This window comes from Cupriavidus malaysiensis (genome assembly GCF_001854325.1).
In the GTDB taxonomy this organism is placed as follows: domain Bacteria; phylum Pseudomonadota; class Gammaproteobacteria; order Burkholderiales; family Burkholderiaceae; genus Cupriavidus; species Cupriavidus malaysiensis.
In genome coordinates, this window is sequence record NZ_CP017754.1 from 1,069,139 (window position 1) to 1,090,846 (window position 21,708).

The following is a 21,708-nucleotide window of genomic DNA, read 5'->3' on the forward strand; positions in this document are numbered from 1 at the left end:
CTACCCGAAAGGAAACACGCATGAATATCCATGAGTACCAAGGCAAGGAAATCCTGCGCAAATACAATGTGCCGGTTCCGCGCGGCATTCCGGCCTTCTCGGTCGACGAGGCCCTGAAGGCCGCTGAAACCCTGGGCGGCCCGGTGTGGGTCGTGAAGGCGCAGATTCATGCGGGTGGCCGCGGCAAGGGCGGTGGCGTCAAGGTTGCCAAGAGCATGGACGAGGTCAAGACCTACGCCAGCAACATCCTGGGCATGCAACTGGTCACGCACCAGACCGGCCCGGAAGGCAAGAAGGTCAACCGCCTGCTGATCGAAGAAGGCGCTGACATCAAGAAGGAACTGTACGTTTCGCTGGTGGTGGACCGCGTGTCGCAGAAGGTGGCCCTGATGGCCTCCAGCGAAGGCGGCATGGACATCGAAGAAGTCGCTGCCCACACCCCGGAAAAGATCCACACCCTGATCATCGACCCGGCTGCCGGCCTGCAGGATGCCGACGCCGACGATATCGCGCGCAAGATCGGCGTGCCCGACGCCAGCGTGGCGCAAGCCCGCCAGGCGCTGCAAGGCCTGTACAAGGCCTTCTGGGAAACCGACGCGTCGCTGGCCGAAATCAACCCGCTGATCCTGACCGGCGACGGCAAGGTCATCGCGCTGGACGCCAAGTTCAACTTCGACTCCAACGCCCTGTTCCGTCATCCGGAAATCGTCGCCTACCGCGACCTGGATGAAGAAGACGCCAACGAAATCGAGGCCTCGAAGTTCGACCTGGCCTACATCTCGCTGGACGGCAACATCGGCTGCCTGGTGAACGGCGCCGGCCTGGCCATGGCCACCATGGACACCATCAAGCTGTTCGGCGGCGAGCCGGCCAACTTCCTCGACGTGGGCGGCGGCGCCACCACCGAGAAGGTGACCGAAGCCTTCAAGCTGATGCTGAAGAACCCCGGCCTGAAGGCCATCCTGGTCAACATCTTCGGCGGCATCATGCGCTGCGACGTGATCGCCGAAGGCGTGATCGCCGCCTCCAAGGCCGTGTCGCTGTCCGTGCCGCTGGTGGTCCGCATGAAGGGCACCAACGAAGAGATCGGCAAGAAGATGCTGGCCGACTCCGGCCTGCCCATCATCGCGGCCGACACCATGGAAGAGGCTGCCCAGAAGGTGGTGGCCGCTGCCGCCGGCAAGTAACAAGCCGCGCAGTCACGCCAACCATTCGCGAACGCACGCGGCGCGCCGGGGCTTGAGCCCGCGCGCCGCCTGAAGCCAAGCAAAGGATTACAGCATGTCGATTCTGATCAACAAAGATACCAAGGTGATCACCCAGGGGATCACCGGCAAGACCGGCCAGTTCCACACCCGCGGCTGCCGCGACTACGCCAACGGCAAGAACTGCTTCGTCGCCGGCGTGAACCCGAAGAAGGCCGGCGAGGACTTCGAGGGCATCCCCATCTACGCCAACGTCAAGGAAGCCAAGGACGCCACCGGCGCGACCGTCTCGGTGATCTACGTGCCGCCCGCAGGCGCCGCCGCCGCGATCTGGGAAGCCGTTGACGCCGACCTCGACCTGGTGGTCTGCATCACCGAAGGCATCCCCGTGCGCGACATGATGGAAGTCAAGGACAAGATGCGCAAGCAGAACAAGAAGACCCTGCTGCTCGGTCCGAACTGCCCCGGCCTGATCACCCCGGACGAAATCAAGATCGGCATCATGCCCGGCCACATCCACCGCAAGGGCCGCATCGGCGTGGTGTCGCGCTCGGGCACGCTGACCTACGAAGCCGTGGGCCAGCTGACCGCGCTGGGCCTGGGCCAGTCGTCGGCCGTCGGCATCGGTGGCGACCCCATCAACGGCCTGAAGCACATCGACGTCATGAAGATGTTCAATGACGATCCCGATACCGACGCCGTCGTCATGATCGGCGAGATCGGTGGTCCGGACGAGGCCAACGCCGCCTACTGGATCAAGGAAAACATGAAGAAGCCGGTGGTCGGCTTCATCGCTGGCGTGACCGCGCCCCCGGGCAAGCGCATGGGCCACGCCGGCGCGCTGATCTCGGGCGGTGCCGACACCGCCCAGGCCAAGCTGGAAATCATGGAAGCGTGCGGCATCAAGGTCACGCGCAACCCGTCCGAAATGGGCCGCCTGCTGAAGGCTGCGCTGTAATTCGGCGTCCGATTCCCGGTGTCCCGCCGCGCCCCGCGCGGCGCCGGCACCGACCGCCGGCCCCGGCCGGCCATGCAATGCCCCCGCCTCATGCGGGGGCATTGTCATTCTGGCGGAGGCAATCCGGGGGCCTGGACGCCCCGGCCTTGCACGACTTCCCGCCAGACTAAGCTGCTCAAGGAACTTGAGACCCGGGACACTAGGGTATCTCCCAGGTCTGCTGGTATCCTGATTGAAACCTAATCGAAAGGTTCATACGGTAAATCTCCATGTCTGAATTTTCAGACATCCGAAATGCCGCAGTCGCGCGCCGAGCCAGCGCGCGGACCTGTCGTTATCCATCAACACCAAGTCATAGAAACCGAGGAGCTTCACCGTGGAATTGCTGTCCTCCACCGCGTTCTGGATCGCGCTGGGATCGATCATCCTGACCAATATCGTCTTGTCGGGCGACAACGCCGTGGTGATCGCCCTGGCCTCGCGCAACCTGCCGCCCGCCCAGCAGAAGAAAGCCATCTTCTGGGGCAGCGCCGCCGCCATCATCATGCGCGTGGTGCTGACCGTGGCGGCCGTCAAGCTGCTGAGCCTGCCCTACCTGAAGATCGTCGGCGCCCTGCTGCTGGTCTACATCGGCGTGCAATTGCTGACCGGCGACGATGACGAGGACGGCCACGATGCCAAGGACAATATCTGGGCCGCCATCCGCACCATCCTGATCGCCGACCTGGTGATGTCGCTCGACAACGTGGTGGCCGTGGCCGCCGCCGCGCAGAAGGGCCCCGAAGGCAGCCAGCTGATGCTGCTGGTGCTGGGCCTGGGCCTGTCGATCCCGCTGATCGTGTTCGGCAGCACCATCCTGCTCAAGGTGATGGAGCGCTTCCCCATCATCATCGTGCTGGGTGCCGCCCTGCTGGGCTACCTGGCCGGCGAGATGCTGGTCAGCGACCCGGTCGACGCCGCCTGGTTCGAGGCCAACGTGCCGCACGCCCACCTCGTGTTCGGCGTCGTCGGCGCCGTGCTGGTGGTGCTGATCGGCAAGCTGCTGCAGCGCCGCGGCGCACAGACCGCCTGACCGACCCGTCCTCTCAGCGGCGACTGGGCGTGAAGCCCGGGCGCCGTCGTTCCGGGCGGCCGCAGCGATGCGGCCGCCCGTTTTTCTGCAGGAGCGGGGAGCAGCGCGCTGCCCGGGAGGCGCCGGATTTCAGTTGGATTCGTTTCTGATCGAAACGGCGCTTCCATCGCCTGCCGCAGCCTGTCAGCCTGGGTGACAAAATTTGCGCCAGCGCAAAGCCATCGGCCGCCCAACTGCCGAAAATTGTCACTTCGTGCCTTCACATACCCTCCAAAAGGCTGGCATGAAGACTGCTTTATATGTCCCGCATCACATGAAACACGATGTTTCATCACATCGGGAAAATACCTTCAAGGGGTCAAATCACCATGCAACGCGTACAACAACTGAAGAAGCTGGGCCGCCGTGCCCAGAAGGGCTTTACGCTGATCGAACTGATGATCGTCGTGGCGATCATCGGCATCCTGGCGGCGATTGCGATTCCGCAGTATCAGGACTATACGCAGCGCTCCAAAGCGAACGGCGCAGTTGCCGGTCTGGAAAGCTTCAAGACGGCTATTGCAATGTGTTCTCAAGAGCAAGGGACTCTGACGGGTTGCAATGCCGGCGCGAATAATATTCCCGCCATACCCGCTGGTACTGCGGCAGATCCGCTGCCCAAGTATGTGACGGCTATCGCATCGATCACGAATGGTGTTATCTCTGCGACGCTCGAAGCAACTGACGCCGCTGGCGCCGCAGATACGTTGACGCTGACCCCGACGGTCAATGCGACCAACGTCACTTGGGTCTCTACCGGCACCGCTTGCGACGGCGGCAAGCGCGGCCTCAAGTGCTGATCTCGCTCTGAGCCAATCCGGGGGGGGGAGCGACATGCAATCCATGCATTGTCGTGGATATCGGAATACTAATGATGGCTTCACTCTGATCGAATTAATGATCGTGGTGGCGATTGTTGGGGTTCTCACTGCTGTCGCGCTTCCCCAGTATCAGGACTACACACAAAGGACTAAAGCGAACGGTGCTGTTAGTGCACTTGCTGCGTTCAGGACTGCAATCGCGACTTGCTTGCAGGAGCGGGGCACGACTGCAGGATGCAGTGCTGGCTTGAACAATGTGCCGGCCATTCCTGCTGGCACTGCTGCCGATCCGCTTCCCAGCTATGTGCAGTCGATAGCGTCAATCACTGATGGCATCATTACGGCGACGTTGGAGGCGAAGGATTCGTCGGGAATGAGGGAATCCCTGGTGCTGACTCCTCTTACAGGTACGGCCGGCGTGAATGTAACTTGGGTGGCGAGCGGTACCGCCTGTGACGGTGGTGTACGCGGATTGAAGTGCTAAGAACTGTGCTTCTTCGCGATCGCAAGAAGAGCATAGTTTCGATCTGGAGGCGCCTTAGGGTGCTTCTTTTCAATTTTAGGGTCTACGTTACCTCTCCGTTTGTTGGGGCGCTGGCGTACTGCTGAGAGCGCAGTCAGCAGGAATGCCTAAAGACGGACGAACGCCGAGTTCATTTTCTTTCCCCACCCCCCCAAGCTATCATGCGCCTTTGCCCCCACCAGGCACCCGCATGCCGCCTCTCAGGTTCTCGCTTCCGGCCCTAGCCGTTTTCCTCGCTGTCGCGTTTCCCCCGCTGGTTTCCCGGCATACCCTGCCGCTCGCTACTTTCTACGGCGAATGGGCCTCGCTGCTGCTGTTCGCGTTGAGCGCCTGGCTGTTGTGCAGCCTCGCCACGCGCGCCGGCCAGCGTAGCGAGGCGCCGCTGCTGCCCATCGCCGCGCTGTTCCCCCTCTGGTTGATCCTGACCGGCCTGCTGCAGGCCGCCGCCGGCATGCCCGACATCACCGGCAGCCGCCTGCTGACGCAGCTGGCGCTGGCGCTGGGCGCGGTGGTGATGCTGGCCGCCTGGCGCTACGGGCAGGCCGCGGGCCGCGACGGGCGCCGCCACCTGCTCGATGCGCTGGCCGCCGCCTGGCTGGTGGCGGGGTTGCTGGGCACGCTGGCGCAATGGGCGCAGGTCTTCCACCTGGAGCCGGGTAGCCTGGGCCTGGTCTCTTCCTATTTCTACGATGACAACCGCCGCCTGTGGGGCAACCTGAACCAGCCCAACCACCAGGCTACGGTCGAGGGGCTGGCGCTGGCGGCCTCGGTCTGGCTGGCCGCGCGCGGCCGCCTGGGCGCGCCGGCCTGGCTGGCGGCGGCGCTGCTGCTCGAGAGCGGCATCGTACTGTCCGGCTCGCGCACAGGCGTGCTGCACGTGGGGCTGGCGACCTTGTGCGCCTTGCTGATGGCCTGGCTGGCGCGCGCGGGCGCGATGGATGGCGAGCGTGGCCGACTGGGCGCCAGCGCGCGCCGCGCCGGACCGCTGGCGCGGCCGGCCGGCCTGTTGTTCGCGGCGGTGGCGCTGGTGGCGGGCCTGCTGGTGCTGCAGCCCCTGGTCAAGGCGGCGGGGCAGGCCTTCGGTTGGAACCTGTTCGACACCATCGCCCAGCTGCAGGCGGCCGACCAGATCTCTTCGCGTGGCGCGCTGTGGACGCATGCCTGGGCCATGTTCCGTTCCCACCCCTGGCTGGGGGTGGGCTGGGGCGAATTCGGCTGGGCCCAGTTCGAGCAGCTGGCGCTGGTCGGGGTGACGGCGGAGATGTCCCTGCACGCGCACAATGCCGTGCTGGACCTGTTGGCCAAGACGGGGCTGGTGGGCACGGTGGGCGTGCTGCTGGTGCTGGCCGGCTGGCTGTGGCGGGTGGTGCGCGCGCGCCTGTGGCGCGGCGATGCCGACGAACGCGCGCAGAGCCTGCTGGCGCTGACCTGGCTGGCCATGCTGTGCGCGCATTCGATGCTCGAATACCCGCTGCACTATGCCTACTTCCTGCTGCCGTTCTGCTTCCTGATTGCCTGGCTGGAGCCGTCCGGCCTGGTGCGCTGGCAGCCGCCGCGCGCCGCGCGCCGGCTGGCGGCGGCCTTGTTCGTGCTGGCGGCCGGCGTGGTACTGGCCACCATGTGGCAGGATTACCGGCGCCTGGAGGCGCGCGAGTATGCCGGCAGCGCCAAGCGTGCCGGCCTGCCGCTGCCGCGCTTCTGGTTCCAGACCCATGCCGGCGCCGAGCGCGCCGAGCTGGCGCGCATCACGCCGGCCAATGCGGCGGCGCTGTTGCCGGGCCACCTGGCCGCCGTGCACCTGCTGCCGACGCCGGAGATGATCGCGCGCACCGCGTGGCTGATGGCGCTGACGGGCAAGGAGGCGCAGGCGCGCGTCTGGCTGATGCGCCTGCGTTTCTACTACGCGGGAGATGAGGCGGCGCAGTATGCCACCGTGAACAAGGCCTGTACCGGCGTGCGCGCCGAGGACCGGCCGGAGGCCTTCTGCGACTGGGTGCGCAAGCAGGCCGCCTCGCACCAGGAAGACTGAGCGGGCCGCCGATTGCGCCGGCAGCGCCGGCCCGCCGTGCGCCGGCAGCCGGCGCTCAGCAGGCCGATATGCCGGGTGCGCCGAGGCTCAGTAGGCCGGCGGGGCGTAGTAGCCCGGCGGCGGAGGCGGCGGCGCGGGCTGGTAGTAGGCGGCGCCGGCCGGCGGCGCGCTGCGGATCGCCATATTGCCGTAGACCGGCACCTTGTTGCCGCTGGCGTACATGCACTGCACGTAGGCCGCATCGTAGCGTCGCTGGCTGCCATAGCCCGAGTAGTAGGCGTTGTTGGCGCCGATGGCCGAGCCGGTAAGCAGGCCGGCACCGGCACCGATGGCCGCGCCGCGGCCGCCGCCGAAGGCCGCACCGGCGGCCGCGCCGACCGCCGTGCCCAGCACGGCGCCGCCGACCGCGGTATTGGCGGCGGCCTGGTCGGCGCTCACCCCGCCGATTTGCGCATAGGCGAACTGGCGGCAGCTGGCGTCGTCCGCGCGGAACTGGTCGAAATTCTTGCCGGTGCCGGGCAGCGCCATCACGCTCGGGCCGGTCGGCATCACGGTGCAGGCGCTCAGGGCCAGTGCCACAAGCGGCAGGCCGAGAAGGGGGAGGGCTTTCATGGCGATTCCTCTGGCATGGGGACGGCGCGTGCGCGGTGCTCCGTCGGGATCAGGCTGGTCAGGCCGGCGGCGGGGCGCCGTCGGCGCGGCTCGACGGCGGCTGCGCGGGCACCTGCTGCCAGCCGCCCGGGCAGGCCTTGATGTAGGGGTAGTAGCCCTCGGGTTTGCTGCAGTGGTACCAGTAGGATGGCCCCTGGTCCGGCGCGCCGCCGGCCGCGGCGGGCGGGATGCCGGCGGGATCGACGTCACCCTGCTCGATATACTGCGGCGGCGCGCTCGGCTCCGCTACCACCGCGGGCGGGTAGTAGTAGCCGGGGTAGTAGTACGGATAAGGGTAAGGGTAGAAGCCGGGCCCGACATAGACACCGACGCCGACCCGCCCGCGGCCGTACCAGCCGTGGGCCTGGGCCGGCAGGCTGGCCCCTGCGGCAGCCGCCAGCGCGGCGGCAAGCAGGCCGATGCGGCCGAGATCTCGCGCGTTCATGTTGCTCACCTTGGTATCTCAGGGCACCGCGTGGTGCGGCTTTCCCGATGTGAATTGAATACCAATTTAACGCGCAAGCCCACGCCCCTGATGGCGTGGAAATGGGCCGTTACGCTTATTACAGAGCGGCCTGTGATGTTGTAAGCCTGTGACATCGGCGCTAAGAATCGCCGACGCCACGCCACACGCGTTCACCGCCCGGGCGCAGGCGGGCGGTGAGCCGGAATGATCGGGAATGGCCCGGAATGATCCAGGTCGTCCGGAGTCGTCCGGAGTCGTCCGGAGTCGTCTGGGTAGTCCGGGGTAGTCCGGGCGCGGCCGCCTTCAGCCCGCCACCCAGTCCCCCGACTTGCCGCCATGCTTTTCCAGCAGCCGCACATTGCCCATCACCATGCCCCGGTCCACCGCCTTGCACATGTCATAGATGGTCAGCAGCGCGACCTGCACGCCGGTCAGCGCTTCCATCTCCACGCCGGTCTGGCCGCGGGTCTCGGTGCGCACCGTGCAGGTGACGCTGGCGCCGGCCGCGTCGAGCGCGAAGTCGACCGCGACCTTGGTCAGGCCGATGGGGTGGCAGAGCGGGATCAGGTCCGCGGCGCGCTTGGTGGCCATGATGGCGGCCACGCGTGCGATGCCCAGCACGTCGCCTTTCTTCGCGCTGCCGTCGCGCACCAGCGCGAACGTGTCGGGCTGCATGGTGATGGTGCCGCTGGCCACGGCGACGCGATGGGTGCTGGCCTTGTCGCCGACGTCGACCATATGGGCTTGTCCGGCGGTATCGAAGTGCGTGAGCTGGCTCATGGCGGGACTGGAGAGTGGAGGGTGAAGGCCGCGGCGCTGCCGCCGGCGTAGCGGCCTGCGCCGCGGCCGGGCAGGGCAAGCCCCGTGGGAACGGCATGGGAAGGCCGCTATCATAGCAATATGCTACCGTCCCGACCGCTCCGCACCGGCTCCGTCCGCGCCCGCCACGACTCCGGCCATGACCCGCTCCGCCGTATTGCCGCGCGGCCGTGGCGTCTGCGCCGGCCGCTGGCGGCGCTGCTGGCCGTGAGCCTGCTGGCGCCCGGCTGGGCGCAGACCGTCCTGCCGCCCGGGCTTTCGGTGGGCGGTGCGCCGGGCGCCGAGGTAAGCGACCAGGTCTACGACAACCTGAACCGCAGCGTGAAGGCGGGGCAGAAGTCGGACTTCGTGCACGGCGGCAACACCGTGGTCGAGGGCAGCGGGCCGCAGTTGCCGGACCTGGGCGATCCCTCCAGCGCGGCGCTGTCGCCCGATATGGAACGGCGGCTGGGCGATCGCATCATGCGCGAGATCCGCCGCGACCCTGACTACCTGACCGACCCGCTGCTGACGGAGTACCTGAACGCGCTCGGCTTCCGCCTGGTCGAGGCCGCGCGCAAGCAGAACATCTCGGGCGCCAACGGCGCCGGCACCTTTGCCACCGGCTTCGAACTGTTCGGGGTGCGCGACCGCACCATCAACGCCTTCGCCATGCCCGGCGGCTACGTCGGCGTGCATACCGGGCTGCTGGTGCAGTCGGAGACGGAATCGGAGCTGGCGTCGGTGCTGGGCCACGAGATCGGCCACGTGATGCAGCGACACATCGCGCGCGGCATCACCAAGCAGGACCAATCGATGTGGATCGCGCTGGCCGCGATGGCGCTGGCCGGCCTGGCTGCCACCAAGAGCGGAGATGCCGCCGCGGCGCTGGCCATCGGTGGCCAGGGCATGGCGGTGGCCAACCAGCTGTCGTTCTCGCGCAGCGCCGAGCGCGAGGCCGATCGCGTGGGTTTCCAGATCATGACCGCGGCCGGTTTCGATCCGCAGGGCATGCCGGACTTCTTCCGCCGCCTGCAGCGCGTGATGGGCATCTCCGAGAACTCGCTGCCGGCCTATGTGCGGACCCACCCGCTGACCTCGGAGCGCATCGCCGACATGCAGGACCGCGCCAGCCACGTCAGCGTGCGCAAGGTGGTCAGCACGCCCGACTATGAGTTCGCCCGCGTGCGCGCCCGCGTGCTGCAGGAAACCACGCCGAGCGACCTGCAGAACGTGCGCAATGCCATGCAGACGCAACTGGCCGGCGCCGCGCCGGCGCGGCAGCCGGCGCTGTGGTACGGCATCGCTTTCGCCGAGCAGCGGCTGGGACGCTATGCCGCCGCCGAGACCGCGCTGACCGAGGCACGCCGCCTGTACGGCAATATCCCGGGCGCGACTTCCGGCACGCCGATGCTGGACGTGATGACCATCGAGCTGGCGCGCGAGCAGGGCCGGACCGCACAGGCGCTGAGCCAGGCGCAGGCGTCGATGCGCGCCTTCCCGCTGTCGCACGCGGTGGCCCTGTGCTATGGCGAGACGCTGTTGTCGGTCGGCCGCTGGAACGAAGCGGTGGCCTATCTGCGCGAGCGCACCCGCGAAGAGAACACCCGTCCCGAGTGGTGGGGCCTGCTGGCGCGCGCCTATGCCGGCAGGGGCCAGCAATTGCTGCAGCACCAGGCACTGGCCGAGCGCTATGCGATGGACGGCTCCTACCAGGAAGCGATCGAGCAATTGCAGATCGCGCGCAAGGCGGGCGACGGCGACTTCTACACCCTGTCCGAGGTCGATGCGCGCCTGCACCAGCTGCAGCGCCTGGCGCGCGAGGATCGCCAGGACAACAAGGGCATGCCGAACTGAGCCCGGGCGGGCGCTGCCGGCCGTCTGCCTTTCTCGCTTATCCCTGCTTTCCCGCCCCTTTCGCTTTCTCGGCTTTCTCGGCTTTCTCGGCCTTCTCCGCCTATCCGGCCGGCTCCGCCTGCGGCGTGCGCACGAAGCCGAAGCGCGCTGGCACTTCCTTGTCCAGGATGGGTTCGATCGGCAGGTCCGCGCTGCCGTGATGGAACGCGCCCAGCGCCGCGCCGCAGGCTTCGCCGTGCCAGGTGCTGGCGCTGCTGAAGGCATCGAGGTCATGGTCGTGCAGCAGCACGGCCTGCACGCCGCTTGCGCCCGTCAGTTCCTCCTCCATCCGGCATGCCAGCACCACGTTGCCATGCTCGTCGGCGTAGCAGGCGACGGGCACCAGCGCGTGGCCACTGGTGGTGGCGAGCCGGCCCTGGTGCAGCCGCGCGACCCACGGCGCATAGCCCAGCGCGACGAAGACCCGCTGCGGGCCGTTCTGGAAGTACCAGGCGCCGCGCGCGTCGCGCTGGTAGTTGCGCTCGATGAAGCGGACCAGCGCCTCGTTCCGGACCGGATCGCCGGACAGGCCGTGCTGCTGCGCGTATTCGTTGCGGATGCGCCATTGCCCGCGGCGGTCCAGTGCCAGCCAGCCATAGCAGTTCGGCACGTCGGGCCAGCGGGCCATGGCCTGCTTGACGATCTCATCCATCTGTCTTGTCTCCTGCGCGGGCGTGCCGCCCGCAAGCATGGGCCTCCGGCGCCACCGTGCACCGTGGCGCTCCGGGGCATCGCCGGATCTCAGGCGACGCTGTCGAAGAAGCGCAGCACGCGCTGCGGCAGCCAGCCGATATGCCCAGCATACGGCAGCAGCGGCAGCTGGCGCAGCAGGCCTTCGCGCGGCGTCATGAAGCCGACGTGGCCGCCGTGCTCGGGCTGCTCCAGCCAGACCGCGGCGCTGACCTGCTCCGGGCCGGGCAGGTGGCGCGCCGGCAGGAAGGGGTCGTTGCGCGCATTGAGCACCAGCGTCGGCACGGCCACGCTGCCCAGCACGGGTTTGCTGGCCGCCCGTGTCCAGTAGTCGTCGGTGTCGCGGAAGCCGTGCAGCGGCGCCGTCACCACGTTGTCGAAGGCATAGAGGTCCTGGCTCGCCAGCATGGCATCGCGGTCGAACAGGCCGGGATACTGCAGCAGCTTGGCCAGCGACTTGCGCTTGAGCGTCTGCAGGAACATGCGCGTGTAGACGCGGTTGAAGCCGCGCGCCAGCGCAGCGCCGCCGGCGGCGAGGTCGAGCGGTGCCGACACCGAGGCGGCCGCGGCGACCAGCCGCCCCGCGGCCTGGCCCTGCTCGCCCAGGTAGCGCAGCAGGGCATTGCCGCCCAGCGAGATGCCGACCGCCAGCAGCCGGCGCGCCGGCGCGCAGTGCTGCGCGTGCAGGCGCTGCAGGATCCAGCCGATCTCCTCGGCATCGCCCGAGTGGTAGAAGCGCGGCGCGAGATTGAGTTCGCCCGAGCAGCCGCGGAAGTGCGGCACCACGCCCTGCCAGCCGCGCGCCGCCAGCGCGTGCATCAGCGCCTGGGCATAGTGGCTGCCCGAGTCGCCCTCCAGTCCATGGAACATCACCACCAGCGGCGCATCGGGCGCGGTGTCATGCGTGGTCCAGTCGAGGTCGATGAAGTCCCGGTCGGGCGTGGTCCAGCGCTCGCGCCGGAAGCCGACCTGCGGACGGCGCGTGAAGCGCGCCGGGATGATGGTCTGGGTATGGCCGTCGCACAGCCACCAGGGCATGCGCTGCCCGGCGCCGAAGTCGGCCTCGGCCTCGGTGGGGGCGGCCGGCGCCGGGGGGCTGGCGAAGGTCGGATGCCGCATGCCTGCAGGGCTGCCGTGGCGGAGCGCCGGGCAGCCCTCCCGTTTCAGTGCAGCGCCTGGCCCGGCACGGCGCTGCTGGCGCCGGCGAGCTGGGCCGCATTGGCCGGGCTGCAGTGGATGTGGGCGATGCGCCAGCCTTCGTGGTTCTGCATCAGCACGTAGGTGGTATGCACGTAGAGGTCGGCCTCGACGCGGTCGCCGCCGAAGCGCAGCGCCTCGGTCACGTCGAAGATGGAGACGCCCAGCGAGGCATGGCTGCTGGCCTCGATCACGTCGACCAGCACCGGTTGCTCCTCCAGCAGCTGCGCGTAGGCCTGGCGCAGCTGTTCATGGCCGATCAGGCGGTGGCCGTCGGGCATCACGCAGGTGATGGAGTCCTCGTCGAGCCAGAGCCGCAGCGCGCCTTCGGCGTCGCGCAGCTTGAGGGCGTCGCGGTAGGCCTCGACGATGTCTTCGGCGGAATCGAACAGGCGGGCGAAGCGGGGCATGGGTGGCGATGGTCTGGGAATCGATCCGGTGGGGTCCGGGCTCAGGGCTGCTGCAGCAGCTTGCGCAGCTCGACGAACACCATCTCGGGCTGGATGTCCTTCAGGCAGCGCAGGTGGCCGAGGGGACACTCGCGCTTGAAGCATGGGCTGCATTCCAATTGGAGCCACATGATACTAGCAGCCTGCGACAGCGGGGGCGTATGGCGCGGGTCGCTGGAGCCGAACACGGCCACCTGGGGCCGGTTCAGGGCGGCGGTGACGTGCATCAGCCCGGAGTCGTTGCAGACCGCGGCCTCGGACAGGGCGAGCAGGTCGACGGCGTCGTCGAGCGAGGTCTGGCCGCACAGGTTGCGCACGAAGGGCGCGCCCTGCACGATCTCGGCGGCGATCTCGGCATCCTTGCCCGAGCCCAGCGTGATCATCTGCGCGTAGGGGAAGGAACGCCGCAGCATCTGCGCGAGTTCGGCGAAGTGCGCGGCCGGCCAGCGCTTGGCCGGGCCGTATTCGGCACCCGGGCAGAAGGCGATCAGGCGCGTCTGCGGCGGAATGCCGAAGCGCTGTGCGGTGGCGGCCACGCGCTGCGGGTCGATGCGCAGGCGCGGCTCGGGCAGTGCTTCGGGCAGCCGCGCGCCGGGCTTGAGCGCCAGCCGGGCGTAGTGTTCGACCATCGGCGGGCGCTGGTCGCGCGGCGGGTTGGCGTGGCGGATGTTGAGCAGGCCGAAGCGCGCTTCGCCACGATAGCCGATGCGCAGCGGAATGCCGGCCATCCAGGGGATCAGCGCCGACTTGAAGGAATTGGGCAGCACGTAGGCCGCGTCATAGCCTTCGTTCTTGAGCTGCTGGGCGAACAGCAGGCGTGCGGAGAGCTGCAGCTTGCCGTGTGCGAGGTCGGTGGGAAAGACCTTGCCGATCTCGGGCATGCGGGCGAGCACCGGGGCCACCCATTTGGGTGCCAGCGCATCGATCTGCATGCGCGGATGCCGAGCCTTGAGCAGCGCGAACAGCGGCTGCGCCATCAGCGCGTCGCCGATCCAGTTCGGGGCGATGACGAGGGCTTTCTTCATGAGCGGGGGGCGGCAGGCCGGCCGGCGCCCGGCACGCGCGCCGCCAGCACCGATACCCCGGCGCGCCCGCGGGCGCGTCGGGGAAGGGGGCGGGGTACGTGCGCCGGGCGGGGGCGGGATGCGGTCAGTGGTGGCCCTTCAGGACGGTGCCGGGCTTGAGTTTGTACACGGTGCCGCAGTAGGGGCACTTGACTTCACCCGTGTCGGCCACGTCGAGGAAGACGCGCGGATGGTAGTTCCACGCCGGGGTCTTGCTGGTGGGGCAATGCAGCGGAATGTCTTCTGCGCCGATCTCGATGGTGCTGGCGGTTTGCGTCATGGTGTTGCAGGGAGGGGTGTTGTTCGTCGTCGGCTGGCCGGTCCGGGATCAGACCTGGGTGAGCCAGTGCTTGTTGCGTTCGTCGGTGCCGCCCACGGCCGCGCAGAAGATGCCCGGCAGAGGAGGGGAGTCCGGCAACCGTTGGCGCTGCGCCAGTCGATCAGCTTGCCGTCCATCCGGATCCTGCCGGCGGGAGCCGCCATCGACATGGTCTTCTCCCGCACGCCGTAAAAGCTGCAAAACCCACATTGTAAGCCGCGGGAACCGAGGTGCCAACGCACGCGGGCGCGCCGGGCTAGAATCAGCGGTCGGTTGCCGTGCCGCTTGCGTCTCTCGCGCGTGCGCGGGACGGCACCGCCGGGGCGTCCGGACTCCCCCGCGTCGCACCCGCCGGTCTTTCCGTTCATTTCGCTTACGTTTATTCCGCTTACGTTTATTCCGCTTATCTTGCCCTTCGGTTTTTCTTGACCTTCTTCTTGACCCTCTTTCCCTGTTGCCAGCACCCATGTCCGCATCCCGGCCACCTTCCGCGCTGACGCCGGACCCGTCGTCCGATCCCGGCGCGGGCACGGCACGGACCGATGACTGGCGAGAGGCGCTGCAGGCACTGCGCGCGCTGGCCGGCGAGCCGGGCGCCGCCCCGGAAGACGCGGCCGGCGGCGCGCCCCGCACCCGCCTGCTGTGGATGGTGAGCCTGGAGCCGGACGGGGCGGTGGCCGCCATCGAGCCGCTCGAACAGAGCCAGGGCGCGCGCGGCTGGGGCAAGCCGCGGCCGGTGGCGCTGGCGCGGCTGGCCGAAAGCGAGAGCCTGGGCCCGGACGACGCGCGCGTGGCGCGCGCGATCCGGCCGGTGCGCGGCTACGGGCGGCGCTTCGTGCTGGATCGCGCGGCCGCCATGCTGGCGCTGATCGGGCATCCCGGCGTGGTGCTGGCAGGCCGTCCCGAGCAGCCGCTGGCGGTGGAGGCCGGCGAGCCGGTGCTGGAGGTGGTACGCGAACCCGGGCACTACCTGCTGCGGGCCTGGCCGCCGGTACGCGAATCGCGCCTGCTGGAAGGCTATCTCGACGCGGCGGCGCGCCAGGAAGCGGAGACGCTGCGCCAGATCACCGTGGTACGCGACGGGCCGCAGCGATTGCGCGTGGTCCGCCATACGCCGGCCCAGCTCGCCGCCGGGCGCGTGCTGGCGCGGGGGCTGCCGGTGCCGCTCGAGGCCCAGGCCGAACTGGACGGCGCGTTGCGCGCGCTTGCCGCGCACTTCCAGGTGCAGGCCGACCAAGGTGGCCTGGCCTTCGAAGTGGCGCCCGAGCACCGGCTGCGCGCCGAACTGGCGCCGCACGGCCGCGGCGTGGCCTTGCGCCTGGTGGTCACGCCGCTGGGGCCGCTCGGCCCCCGCCTGGCGCCGGGTGCCGGCCGCGAACGCCTGCTGGCCACCATCCAGGGCGAGACGCGCGCGACGCGGCGCGACCTCGCCGCCGAGCAGGCCCATGTCGCCGAGTGCTTCCACGCGCTGCCCGAGCTGGTGCCGCTGGCGTCGGACGATGGCGAGCTGCAGTGGACGCTGGACGATCCCGAGATCGCGCTGGCCGTGCTGGAGCAGTTGCCCGGGCTGGCCGGCGTGCAGGCGCTGGAATGGCCCAAGGGCCGCGCCATGCGGGTGCTGGGCGCGGGCCTGCCGCAGCTGGCGGTGCGCGTGGCGGCTGCCGGCGAATGGTTCAAGCTGGCCGGCGAGCTGACCGTGGCCGAGGGCATGGTGCTCGAACTGGAACGCCTGCTGGCCTGGGCCGCCGGCCATCCCGGGCGCTTCGTGCCGATGGGCGACGGTCTCTACGTGGCGCTCACGCGCGAACTGCGCGGCCGCCTGCGCGACCTGGCCGCGGTCGCCGCCCCGGCCGCCCGCGACGGCGGCCTGCGCGTGCCCGCCATGGCCGCGCCCTGGCTCGATGACGTGCTGGCCGGTGCCGGCATCGACCCCGACCGTCATTTCCGTGAGCGCGTGGCGCGCCTGCGCCAGGCGCGCGCGGCGGCACCGGCGCCGCTGCCGGCCACGCTGGCGGCCGAGCTGCGCCCCTACCAGCAGGACGGCTACCGCTGGGCCATGCAACTGGCGCAGGCCGGCTTCGGCGCCTGCCTGGCCGACGACATGGGCCTGGGCAAGACCGTGCAGGCGCTGGCCGTACTGGTGGCACGCGCCGGCGGCGGCGCGGCCCTGGTGGTGGCGCCGACCTCGGTATGCGGCAACTGGCTGGAGGAGGCGCGCCGCTTCGCCCCCTCGCTGCGCGTGCACGACTACGCCGGCGACGGCCGCCAGGCGGTGCTGGCGCAGGCCGGCGCGGGTGACCTGGTGGTGGTCTCCTACACCCTGCTGCAGCAGGCGCGCGCCGACTTCTGCGCGCAGGCCTGGCATACCGTGGTGGCCGACGAGGCCCAGTCCTTCAAGAACGCCGGCGCCAAGCGCGCCCAGGCCATGTTCGCGCTGCGGGCCGATTTCCGCCTGGTGCTGAGCGGCACGCCGCTGGAAAACCGCCTGGCCGAGCTGTGGTCGGTGATGCGCTTCTGCAATCCGGGCCTGCTGGGCTCGCTGGTGCGATTCAACGAACACTTCGCCGCGCCGATCGAACAGGCCGGCGCGCGCGAGCCGCGCCTGCGCCTGCGCCGCATGATCGCGCCCTTCGTGCTGCGCCGGACCAAGGCCGAAGTGCTGGAGGAGCTGCCGGCACGCACCGAGCGGGTGCTGCGCATCGAGCCCGATCCGCTCGAGGCCGCCCACTACGAGGCGCTGCGCCGCCAGGCCGAGACGGCCGCCGAGCAGGCGCTGCGCGCCGCGGCCCGGGCCAGGCGCCCGGGTGCGCCGTCCGCGGCCGGCGGCACCGCTGCGCCGGCGGCCGGCGCCGCCGCAAGCGAAGCCGAGGCGCGCCTGCACGTGCTGGCCCAGCTGACGCGCATGCGGCGTGCCGCCTGCGATGCCCGGCTGGTCACGCCCGAGCTCGAACGGCCGGGCGCCAAGGTGCGTGCCTTCGTCGCGCTGGCGCAGGAACTGGCCGCCGCCGGCCACCGCGCGCTGGTGTTCAGCCAGTTCGTCGATTTCCTGCAACTGCTGCGCGCCGCGCTCGACGAGGCCGGGCTGCGCTGGCAGTACCTCGACGGGGCCACCCCCGCGGCGGAGCGCACCCGGCGCGTGGCCGCCTTCCAGGCGGGCGAGGGCGACTGCTTCCTGATCAGCCTGAAGGCGGGCGGCTTCGGCCTGAACCTGACCGCGGCCGACTACGTGATCATCACCGACCCGTGGTGGAACCCGGCCGCCGAGGACCAGGCCATGGGGCGCGCCCACCGCATCGGCCAGCAACGCCCGGTGACGGTTTACCGGCTGATCGGCGCCGGCACGGTGGAGGAGGGCATCGTCGCCCTGCACCAGGGCAAGCGCGAACTGGCCGACGGCATCCTGGCGGCGGGCGAGGGCGCGGCGGCGCCGCTGCCGGACGTGGACGAACTGGTGATGCTGCTGCGGCGCTGAGGGGGGGGCGTGGTGGCGCCAGGGTGGGCGCGGTGTGGCGATTCCTGGCACAGAGGCCCGGCACGGCTGGCCCGTGGCTTGCGTGACACCAAGGGAGCGCTGGCCATGCCGCCCCATTCCAGTGCAGCAAGGGGCGCTTATGCCCCGCCGGCATACCTTCAAGCGATATGCATCGTTGGTAATGTGCCCGATCGTTGGTATCTTGCTGCCTTCGGCCCGCTGCGCGGCGGGCCGCATCAGCAGACGCCACGACGAGCCACGACGAGCCACAACGAGCCACAACGAGCCACGACAAGACAGCCGGTCGGAGCGGTACGCCAGGAAGCGCGCTTGCGCGCCGACGAGCCTGGGCGCACCGGCATCGACACGGCCCGACCGAATACCGCATCACACGATCCACGCATCACACGATCCACTCAGCCAGGCTGCCCCCGACATGATCCGTTCCGCTTCCCGCCTGTATTCCCCGCTCGCCCTGCTGGCCGCCGTGCCGGCTGCCTTGTCGCTTGCCCTGCCGCTCGCCCTGGCGCCGGCTCCGGCGCGGGCGGCGGAATGGCCCGCCCAGCCGGTCACCATCCTGACCGGCTTCACCGCGGGCTCCGGCGTGGACATGGTCGGGCGCACGCTGCAGGAGTCGCTGCAGAAGACGCTGAAGACGACGATCATCTTCGACTACCGCCCGGGCGCGGGCGGCAACGTGGCCTCGGAAGTGGTGGCCCATGCCAGGCCCGACGGCTACACGCTGCTGCTCGGCACGGCCGCCACCCATGGCATCAATCCGGCCCTGTACAAGCACCTGGCCTTCGACGCGGACAAGGACTTCACCCCGATCGCGCCGCTGGTGGAAGTGTCCAATGTGCTGACCATCAATCCGGCCGTGATCGACGTGAAGTCGGTCAAGGAATTCATCGAGAAGGTCAAGGCCAACCCCGGCAAGTACAACTTCGCCTCGACCGGCAATGGCACCGGCACCCACCTGGCCTTCGCCGAGTTCAACGCGCGCGCCGGCCTGGACATGGTGCACGTGCCCTACAAGGGCGGTCCCGACGCGCTGCAGGCCGTGCTCAAGGGCGAGGTCTGCTGCATCTTCAACCAGGTGCAGAGCGTGCTGCCGCAGTACCGCGCGGGCAAGGTGCGCCTGCTCGGCGTCAGCACCGCGCGGCGCGTGCCGGCCATTCCCGAGGTGCCGACCGTGGCGGAGAGCGGGCTGCCCGGCTTCAACAGCGCGATCTGGTTCGGCTTCTTCGGCCCCAAGGGACTGGATCCGAAGGTGGTGCAGAAGGTCAGCGAGGCGGTCAAGGTGGCGCTGGAGGACCCGGCCGTGCGCCAGAAACTGGTCGATGCCGGCAATACCCCGCGCATCGAGACGCCTGAGCAGTTCCGTGCCACCGTCAAGGCCGACCGCCAGAAGTGGGCCGGCGTGGTCAAGTCGGTCGGCGCCTCCATCGACTAAGCGTGCGGGCCGGCATCGCCTGCCCGGGGGCGAGGGCGGGTCCGGTGATCCGCCGCGATCCGCGGCGGTCCGGGCAGGGCGCCATGGCATGGCACACAGGCGCCTTGTCGAATGTGATGTTTTCGCAATAATTTCTTAAGCGGGTGCTTAGCAGGGCCGGCCCTGGCCCTATAATGGTGACGCGTCCGCCGTCCGGCGGGCGACGTCCCCCCGACCGGCCTTGCCAGCCGCTGCGGCCTTCCCGGCCGCGCGGCGGCGCCAGCCATCCGGTCGTGCTGTCTCGCGCCCTCTGCCATGATCCTCCGATTGCGCCAGGCCCTGTTGCGGCCCTGGCACCGCATTGCGCCCGCCGAGCGTTCCGCCTTCGTCGACGGTGCCCGCTATTTCGCGGCGTCGTTGCCGGCCACCTTTTCCTGGGGGCTGGTCACCGGTATCGCCATGAGCAAATCGGTGATGACGGTACCCGAGGCCATCGGCATGTCGCTGCTGGTCTACGCGGGCTCGGCCCAGCTCGCCGTGCTGCCGCTGTTCGCGGCCGGCATGCCGCTGTGGACCGTGTGGATGACGGCGGCCGTGATCAACCTGCGCTTCGTGATCTTCAGCGCGGCGCTGCAGCCTCACTTCAGCTACCTGCCGCTGTGGCGGCGCACGCTGCTGGGCTCGTTCAACGGCGACCTGCATTTCGTCTACTTCATGCGCCGCTACAGCGAGCCGGGCTACGAGCCGGGCAAGGAAGGCTATTTCTGGGGCATGGCGCTGACCAATTTCCTGGCCTGGCAGACCTCCTCGATCGCCGGCATCCTGCTGGCCAGCCTCGTGCCCGATGCCTGGGGGCTGGCCGTGGCCGGCACGCTGGCCCTGATCCCGGTCATGGTGGCCACCATCCAGACCCGCTCCACGCTGCTGGCGGTCGCGGTCTCGGCCGTGCTGGCGCTGCTGTGCTTCGACCTGCCGTACCGCCTGGGACTGGTGGTGGCCGTCTGCGGCGCGCTCGCCGCCGGCATGGCCAGCGACGAGTTCGCCGCGCGCGCCACGCTGCGCGGGCTGCGCCGCCGCCGCGCCGGCAGCGACGCCGGAGACCGCGCATGAGCCATCTCGAGATCTGGATCGCGCTGGTCGGCATGGCCGTGGTGACTATCGTCACGCGCGCCTTCTTCCTGATCGCGGGCGAGCGCGTGACGGTGCCGGACCGCCTGCAGCGTGCGCTGCGCTACGCGCCGGCGGCGGCCCTGGTGGCCATCGTGCTGCCGGACCTGCTGACCTGGCAGGGCCACTTCACGCTGGCGATGGACAACCTCAAGCTGCTGGCCGGCATCGCCGCCACCGCCTTCTACCTGGTGACGCGCAGCATGATCGGCATGATCGTGGCCGGCATGGCCGTCTACACCGGCCTGCGCCTGTTCGGCTGATCAATGATCGGCGGCCGATGACAAACGACTGACGGCCGCCTGCGCCGGTGGTCAGGCGTCGACCAGCGCCGCGCCGAGCTGCGTCAGCAGGTGGGCCAGCCGCGCCTGCGTGCCGGTGCCGGTCTTCTGGAAGATGCTCTTGAGCTGCGAGCGGCTGGTCTCGCGGTGGATGCCCAGGCGGGCGCAGGCCTCCGGCAGGCCGGTACCGCCCGCCAGCGCCGTGGCCAGCCGGATCTCGGCCGGGGTCAGGCCGTAGAGGTCGCGCAGCAGGCTGCCGAGCAGCGGCGGCACCTCCTTGACCTCATGCACCATGACCAGCGCCGCCGGTTGCTGCCAGTCCTGGGCGAGCCGGTGCTGGGGCGGCAGCGGCACCACCACCACGCTGGCCTCGCAGCCGTCGGCCGCGCGGGCGCGGGCGCCGCGCGCCGGGATCGGCGCAGCCGGGTCGCAAGCGGCCTGCAGCATCTCGTGGAAGGAGCGCGACAGGGTCCATGCCGTGGTGCGGCCGGCTGCCGGCAGCAGCCGGCGCAGCCAGTCCTTCCCCTGGCGGTTGCCCATCAGCAGCCGGCCGTCGGGCAGCAGTACCAGCACGGCAAAGGCGAACTGGTCGAGCAGCGTGGCCGACAGCGCGCTCATGGCCAGGCAGGCCTGGGCATGCTCGCGCAGGGCGATGGCCTGGCGCAGGTGGGGAATGGCCCAGTCGATCCCCTGGACTTCGTGCGGCAGGTAGCTGTCGCGGCCGGCGGCGCGCTGCAACGCGAGGAAGACATCGTAGTCGGGGCGCCGTTCCACCAGGCAGCCGGCCACCGAGGACATGCCGTAGGCACGGATGAATTCGCCATAGAAGGGCAGGCGGTACATCGCGTGGTGGCCGCCCAGCTCGCGCGTGTCGACGTACCAGTCGCCCGCATTCAGTTCAGCGGTGAAGCGATGGGCCGGGTCCACCGGCTCGAAGTCCCGGTGATAGGCGGCCGCCGCTTCCGGCACCGGGTTGACGACCTGGTTGACGGTGAAGCGGTCGTGGATGGTGTCGAGCACCACCAGCGAGCCGTACGCGCTGTCGGTGGCGCGGCACAGCGCGGCCAGGCTGCGCTGCCAGGCATCGGGTTCGACGATGCCCTGGTAGAGGCCGCGGATCGTCTCGTGCATTTCGGTCTCGTACTTGTCGCGGTGGTCCATGCTGCCGGGCCCTCGTCA

At 69.6% G+C, this 21,708-nt stretch carries 20 protein-coding genes; 11 read left to right on the forward strand and 9 right to left on the reverse strand.

Annotated features, from left to right (window positions below):
* Nucleotides 1-20 precede the first annotated feature (20 nt).
* From sucC to BKK80_RS04695, 6 genes are all read left to right on the forward strand, one after another.
* On the forward strand, nucleotides 21-1,187 hold the full coding sequence (gene sucC / locus BKK80_RS04675; protein WP_071011183.1) for an ADP-forming succinate--CoA ligase subunit beta: 1,167 nt from the start codon (nucleotides 21-23) through the stop codon (nucleotides 1,185-1,187).
* A gap of 94 nt (nucleotides 1,188-1,281) precedes the next feature.
* Nucleotides 1,282-2,163: a succinate--CoA ligase subunit alpha gene (gene sucD / locus BKK80_RS04680; RefSeq protein ID WP_071011185.1), complete on the forward strand. Its 882-nt coding sequence runs from the start codon at nucleotides 1,282-1,284 to the stop codon at nucleotides 2,161-2,163.
* A 376-nt stretch (nucleotides 2,164-2,539) separates the two neighbouring features.
* Nucleotides 2,540-3,235: a TerC family protein gene (locus BKK80_RS04685; RefSeq protein ID WP_071011186.1), complete on the forward strand. Its 696-nt coding sequence runs from the start codon at nucleotides 2,540-2,542 to the stop codon at nucleotides 3,233-3,235.
* A 368-nt stretch (nucleotides 3,236-3,603) separates the two neighbouring features.
* Nucleotides 3,604-4,074: a pilin gene (locus tag BKK80_RS04690; protein WP_071070677.1), complete on the forward strand. Its 471-nt coding sequence runs from the start codon at nucleotides 3,604-3,606 to the stop codon at nucleotides 4,072-4,074.
* Nucleotides 4,075-4,108: 34 nt separating this feature from the next.
* Nucleotides 4,109-4,579: a pilin gene (locus BKK80_RS37820; RefSeq protein ID WP_084545475.1), complete on the forward strand. Its 471-nt coding sequence runs from the start codon at nucleotides 4,109-4,111 to the stop codon at nucleotides 4,577-4,579.
* 229 nt (nucleotides 4,580-4,808) lie between these two features.
* Nucleotides 4,809-6,647, forward strand: a complete 1,839-nt coding sequence (locus BKK80_RS04695; RefSeq protein WP_071011188.1) for a PglL family O-oligosaccharyltransferase — start codon at nucleotides 4,809-4,811, stop codon at nucleotides 6,645-6,647.
* Between the two features lie 87 nt (nucleotides 6,648-6,734).
* On the opposite strand, the gene BKK80_RS04700 is transcribed toward BKK80_RS04695, so the two are convergent.
* The 3 genes from BKK80_RS04700 to moaC all read right to left on the reverse strand — a co-directional run bounded on the left by BKK80_RS04700 (nucleotide 6,735) and on the right by moaC (nucleotide 8,544).
* Nucleotides 6,735-7,259 carry a YMGG-like glycine zipper-containing protein gene (locus tag BKK80_RS04700; RefSeq protein ID WP_071068648.1) on the reverse strand — a complete coding sequence of 175 codons (525 nt, stop codon included), beginning with the start codon at nucleotides 7,257-7,259 and terminating at the stop codon, nucleotides 6,735-6,737.
* 58 nt (nucleotides 7,260-7,317) lie between these two features.
* Nucleotides 7,318-7,743, reverse strand: a complete 426-nt coding sequence (locus BKK80_RS04705) for a hypothetical protein (RefSeq protein ID WP_071011192.1) — start codon at nucleotides 7,741-7,743, stop codon at nucleotides 7,318-7,320.
* 324 nt (nucleotides 7,744-8,067) lie between these two features.
* Entirely contained in the window at nucleotides 8,068-8,544 is a 477-nt protein-coding gene (gene moaC / locus BKK80_RS04710) for a cyclic pyranopterin monophosphate synthase MoaC (RefSeq protein ID WP_071037472.1), read from the reverse strand.
* A 120-nt stretch (nucleotides 8,545-8,664) separates the two neighbouring features.
* Between moaC and BKK80_RS04715 the strand changes: the two genes are divergently transcribed.
* Nucleotides 8,665-10,419, forward strand: coding sequence for a M48 family metalloprotease (locus BKK80_RS04715; RefSeq protein WP_083383949.1), 1,755 nt, complete (start codon nucleotides 8,665-8,667; stop codon nucleotides 10,417-10,419).
* Between the two features lie 100 nt (nucleotides 10,420-10,519).
* On the opposite strand, the gene BKK80_RS04720 is transcribed toward BKK80_RS04715, so the two are convergent.
* The 5 genes from BKK80_RS04720 to BKK80_RS04740 all read right to left on the reverse strand — a co-directional run bounded on the left by BKK80_RS04720 (nucleotide 10,520) and on the right by BKK80_RS04740 (nucleotide 14,138).
* A complete protein-coding gene (locus BKK80_RS04720) occupies nucleotides 10,520-11,110 on the reverse strand; it encodes a DUF2946 family protein (protein WP_071068649.1) in 591 nt (196 codons plus the stop codon).
* An 89-nt stretch (nucleotides 11,111-11,199) separates the two neighbouring features.
* Nucleotides 11,200-12,186 (reverse strand): YheT family hydrolase, encoded by a 987-nt coding sequence (locus BKK80_RS04725; protein WP_071070680.1) that lies wholly within the window; start codon nucleotides 12,184-12,186, stop codon nucleotides 11,200-11,202.
* 125 nt (nucleotides 12,187-12,311) lie between these two features.
* The gene (locus tag BKK80_RS04730; protein WP_071011211.1) at nucleotides 12,312-12,755 is read right to left on the reverse strand and encodes a YybH family protein; all 444 of its coding nucleotides are present in this window, start codon (nucleotides 12,753-12,755) and stop codon (nucleotides 12,312-12,314) included.
* Nucleotides 12,756-12,796: 41 nt separating this feature from the next.
* Complete coding sequence (gene waaF / locus BKK80_RS04735; protein ID WP_071011213.1) at nucleotides 12,797-13,819, reverse strand: lipopolysaccharide heptosyltransferase II; 1,023 nt, start codon at nucleotides 13,817-13,819, stop codon at nucleotides 12,797-12,799.
* Between the two features lie 124 nt (nucleotides 13,820-13,943).
* Complete coding sequence (locus BKK80_RS04740) at nucleotides 13,944-14,138, reverse strand: zinc-finger domain-containing protein (RefSeq protein ID WP_071011215.1); 195 nt, start codon at nucleotides 14,136-14,138, stop codon at nucleotides 13,944-13,946.
* 505 nt (nucleotides 14,139-14,643) lie between these two features.
* On the opposite strand from BKK80_RS04740, the gene BKK80_RS04745 reads away from it, so the two are divergent.
* The 4 genes from BKK80_RS04745 (at nucleotide 14,644) to BKK80_RS04760 (ending at nucleotide 20,511) form a co-directional block, all read left to right on the forward strand.
* Complete coding sequence (locus BKK80_RS04745; protein ID WP_084545477.1) at nucleotides 14,644-17,649, forward strand: DEAD/DEAH box helicase; 3,006 nt, start codon at nucleotides 14,644-14,646, stop codon at nucleotides 17,647-17,649.
* A 439-nt stretch (nucleotides 17,650-18,088) separates the two neighbouring features.
* Complete coding sequence (locus BKK80_RS04750) at nucleotides 18,089-19,102, forward strand: Bug family tripartite tricarboxylate transporter substrate binding protein (protein ID WP_418235890.1); 1,014 nt, start codon at nucleotides 18,089-18,091, stop codon at nucleotides 19,100-19,102.
* A 294-nt stretch (nucleotides 19,103-19,396) separates the two neighbouring features.
* Complete coding sequence (locus tag BKK80_RS04755; protein ID WP_071011218.1) at nucleotides 19,397-20,191, forward strand: AzlC family ABC transporter permease; 795 nt, start codon at nucleotides 19,397-19,399, stop codon at nucleotides 20,189-20,191.
* Nucleotides 20,188-20,511, forward strand: a complete 324-nt coding sequence (locus tag BKK80_RS04760; RefSeq protein WP_071011220.1) for an AzlD domain-containing protein — start codon at nucleotides 20,188-20,190, stop codon at nucleotides 20,509-20,511. The genes BKK80_RS04755 and BKK80_RS04760 overlap by 4 nt, the downstream gene beginning before the upstream one ends.
* 51 nt (nucleotides 20,512-20,562) lie before the next feature.
* Here the strand turns inward: BKK80_RS04760 and BKK80_RS04765 are convergent, their stop codons facing one another.
* Nucleotides 20,563-21,690, reverse strand: a complete 1,128-nt coding sequence (locus BKK80_RS04765) for a helix-turn-helix transcriptional regulator (RefSeq protein WP_071068650.1) — start codon at nucleotides 21,688-21,690, stop codon at nucleotides 20,563-20,565.
* Nucleotides 21,691-21,708 lie beyond the last annotated feature (18 nt).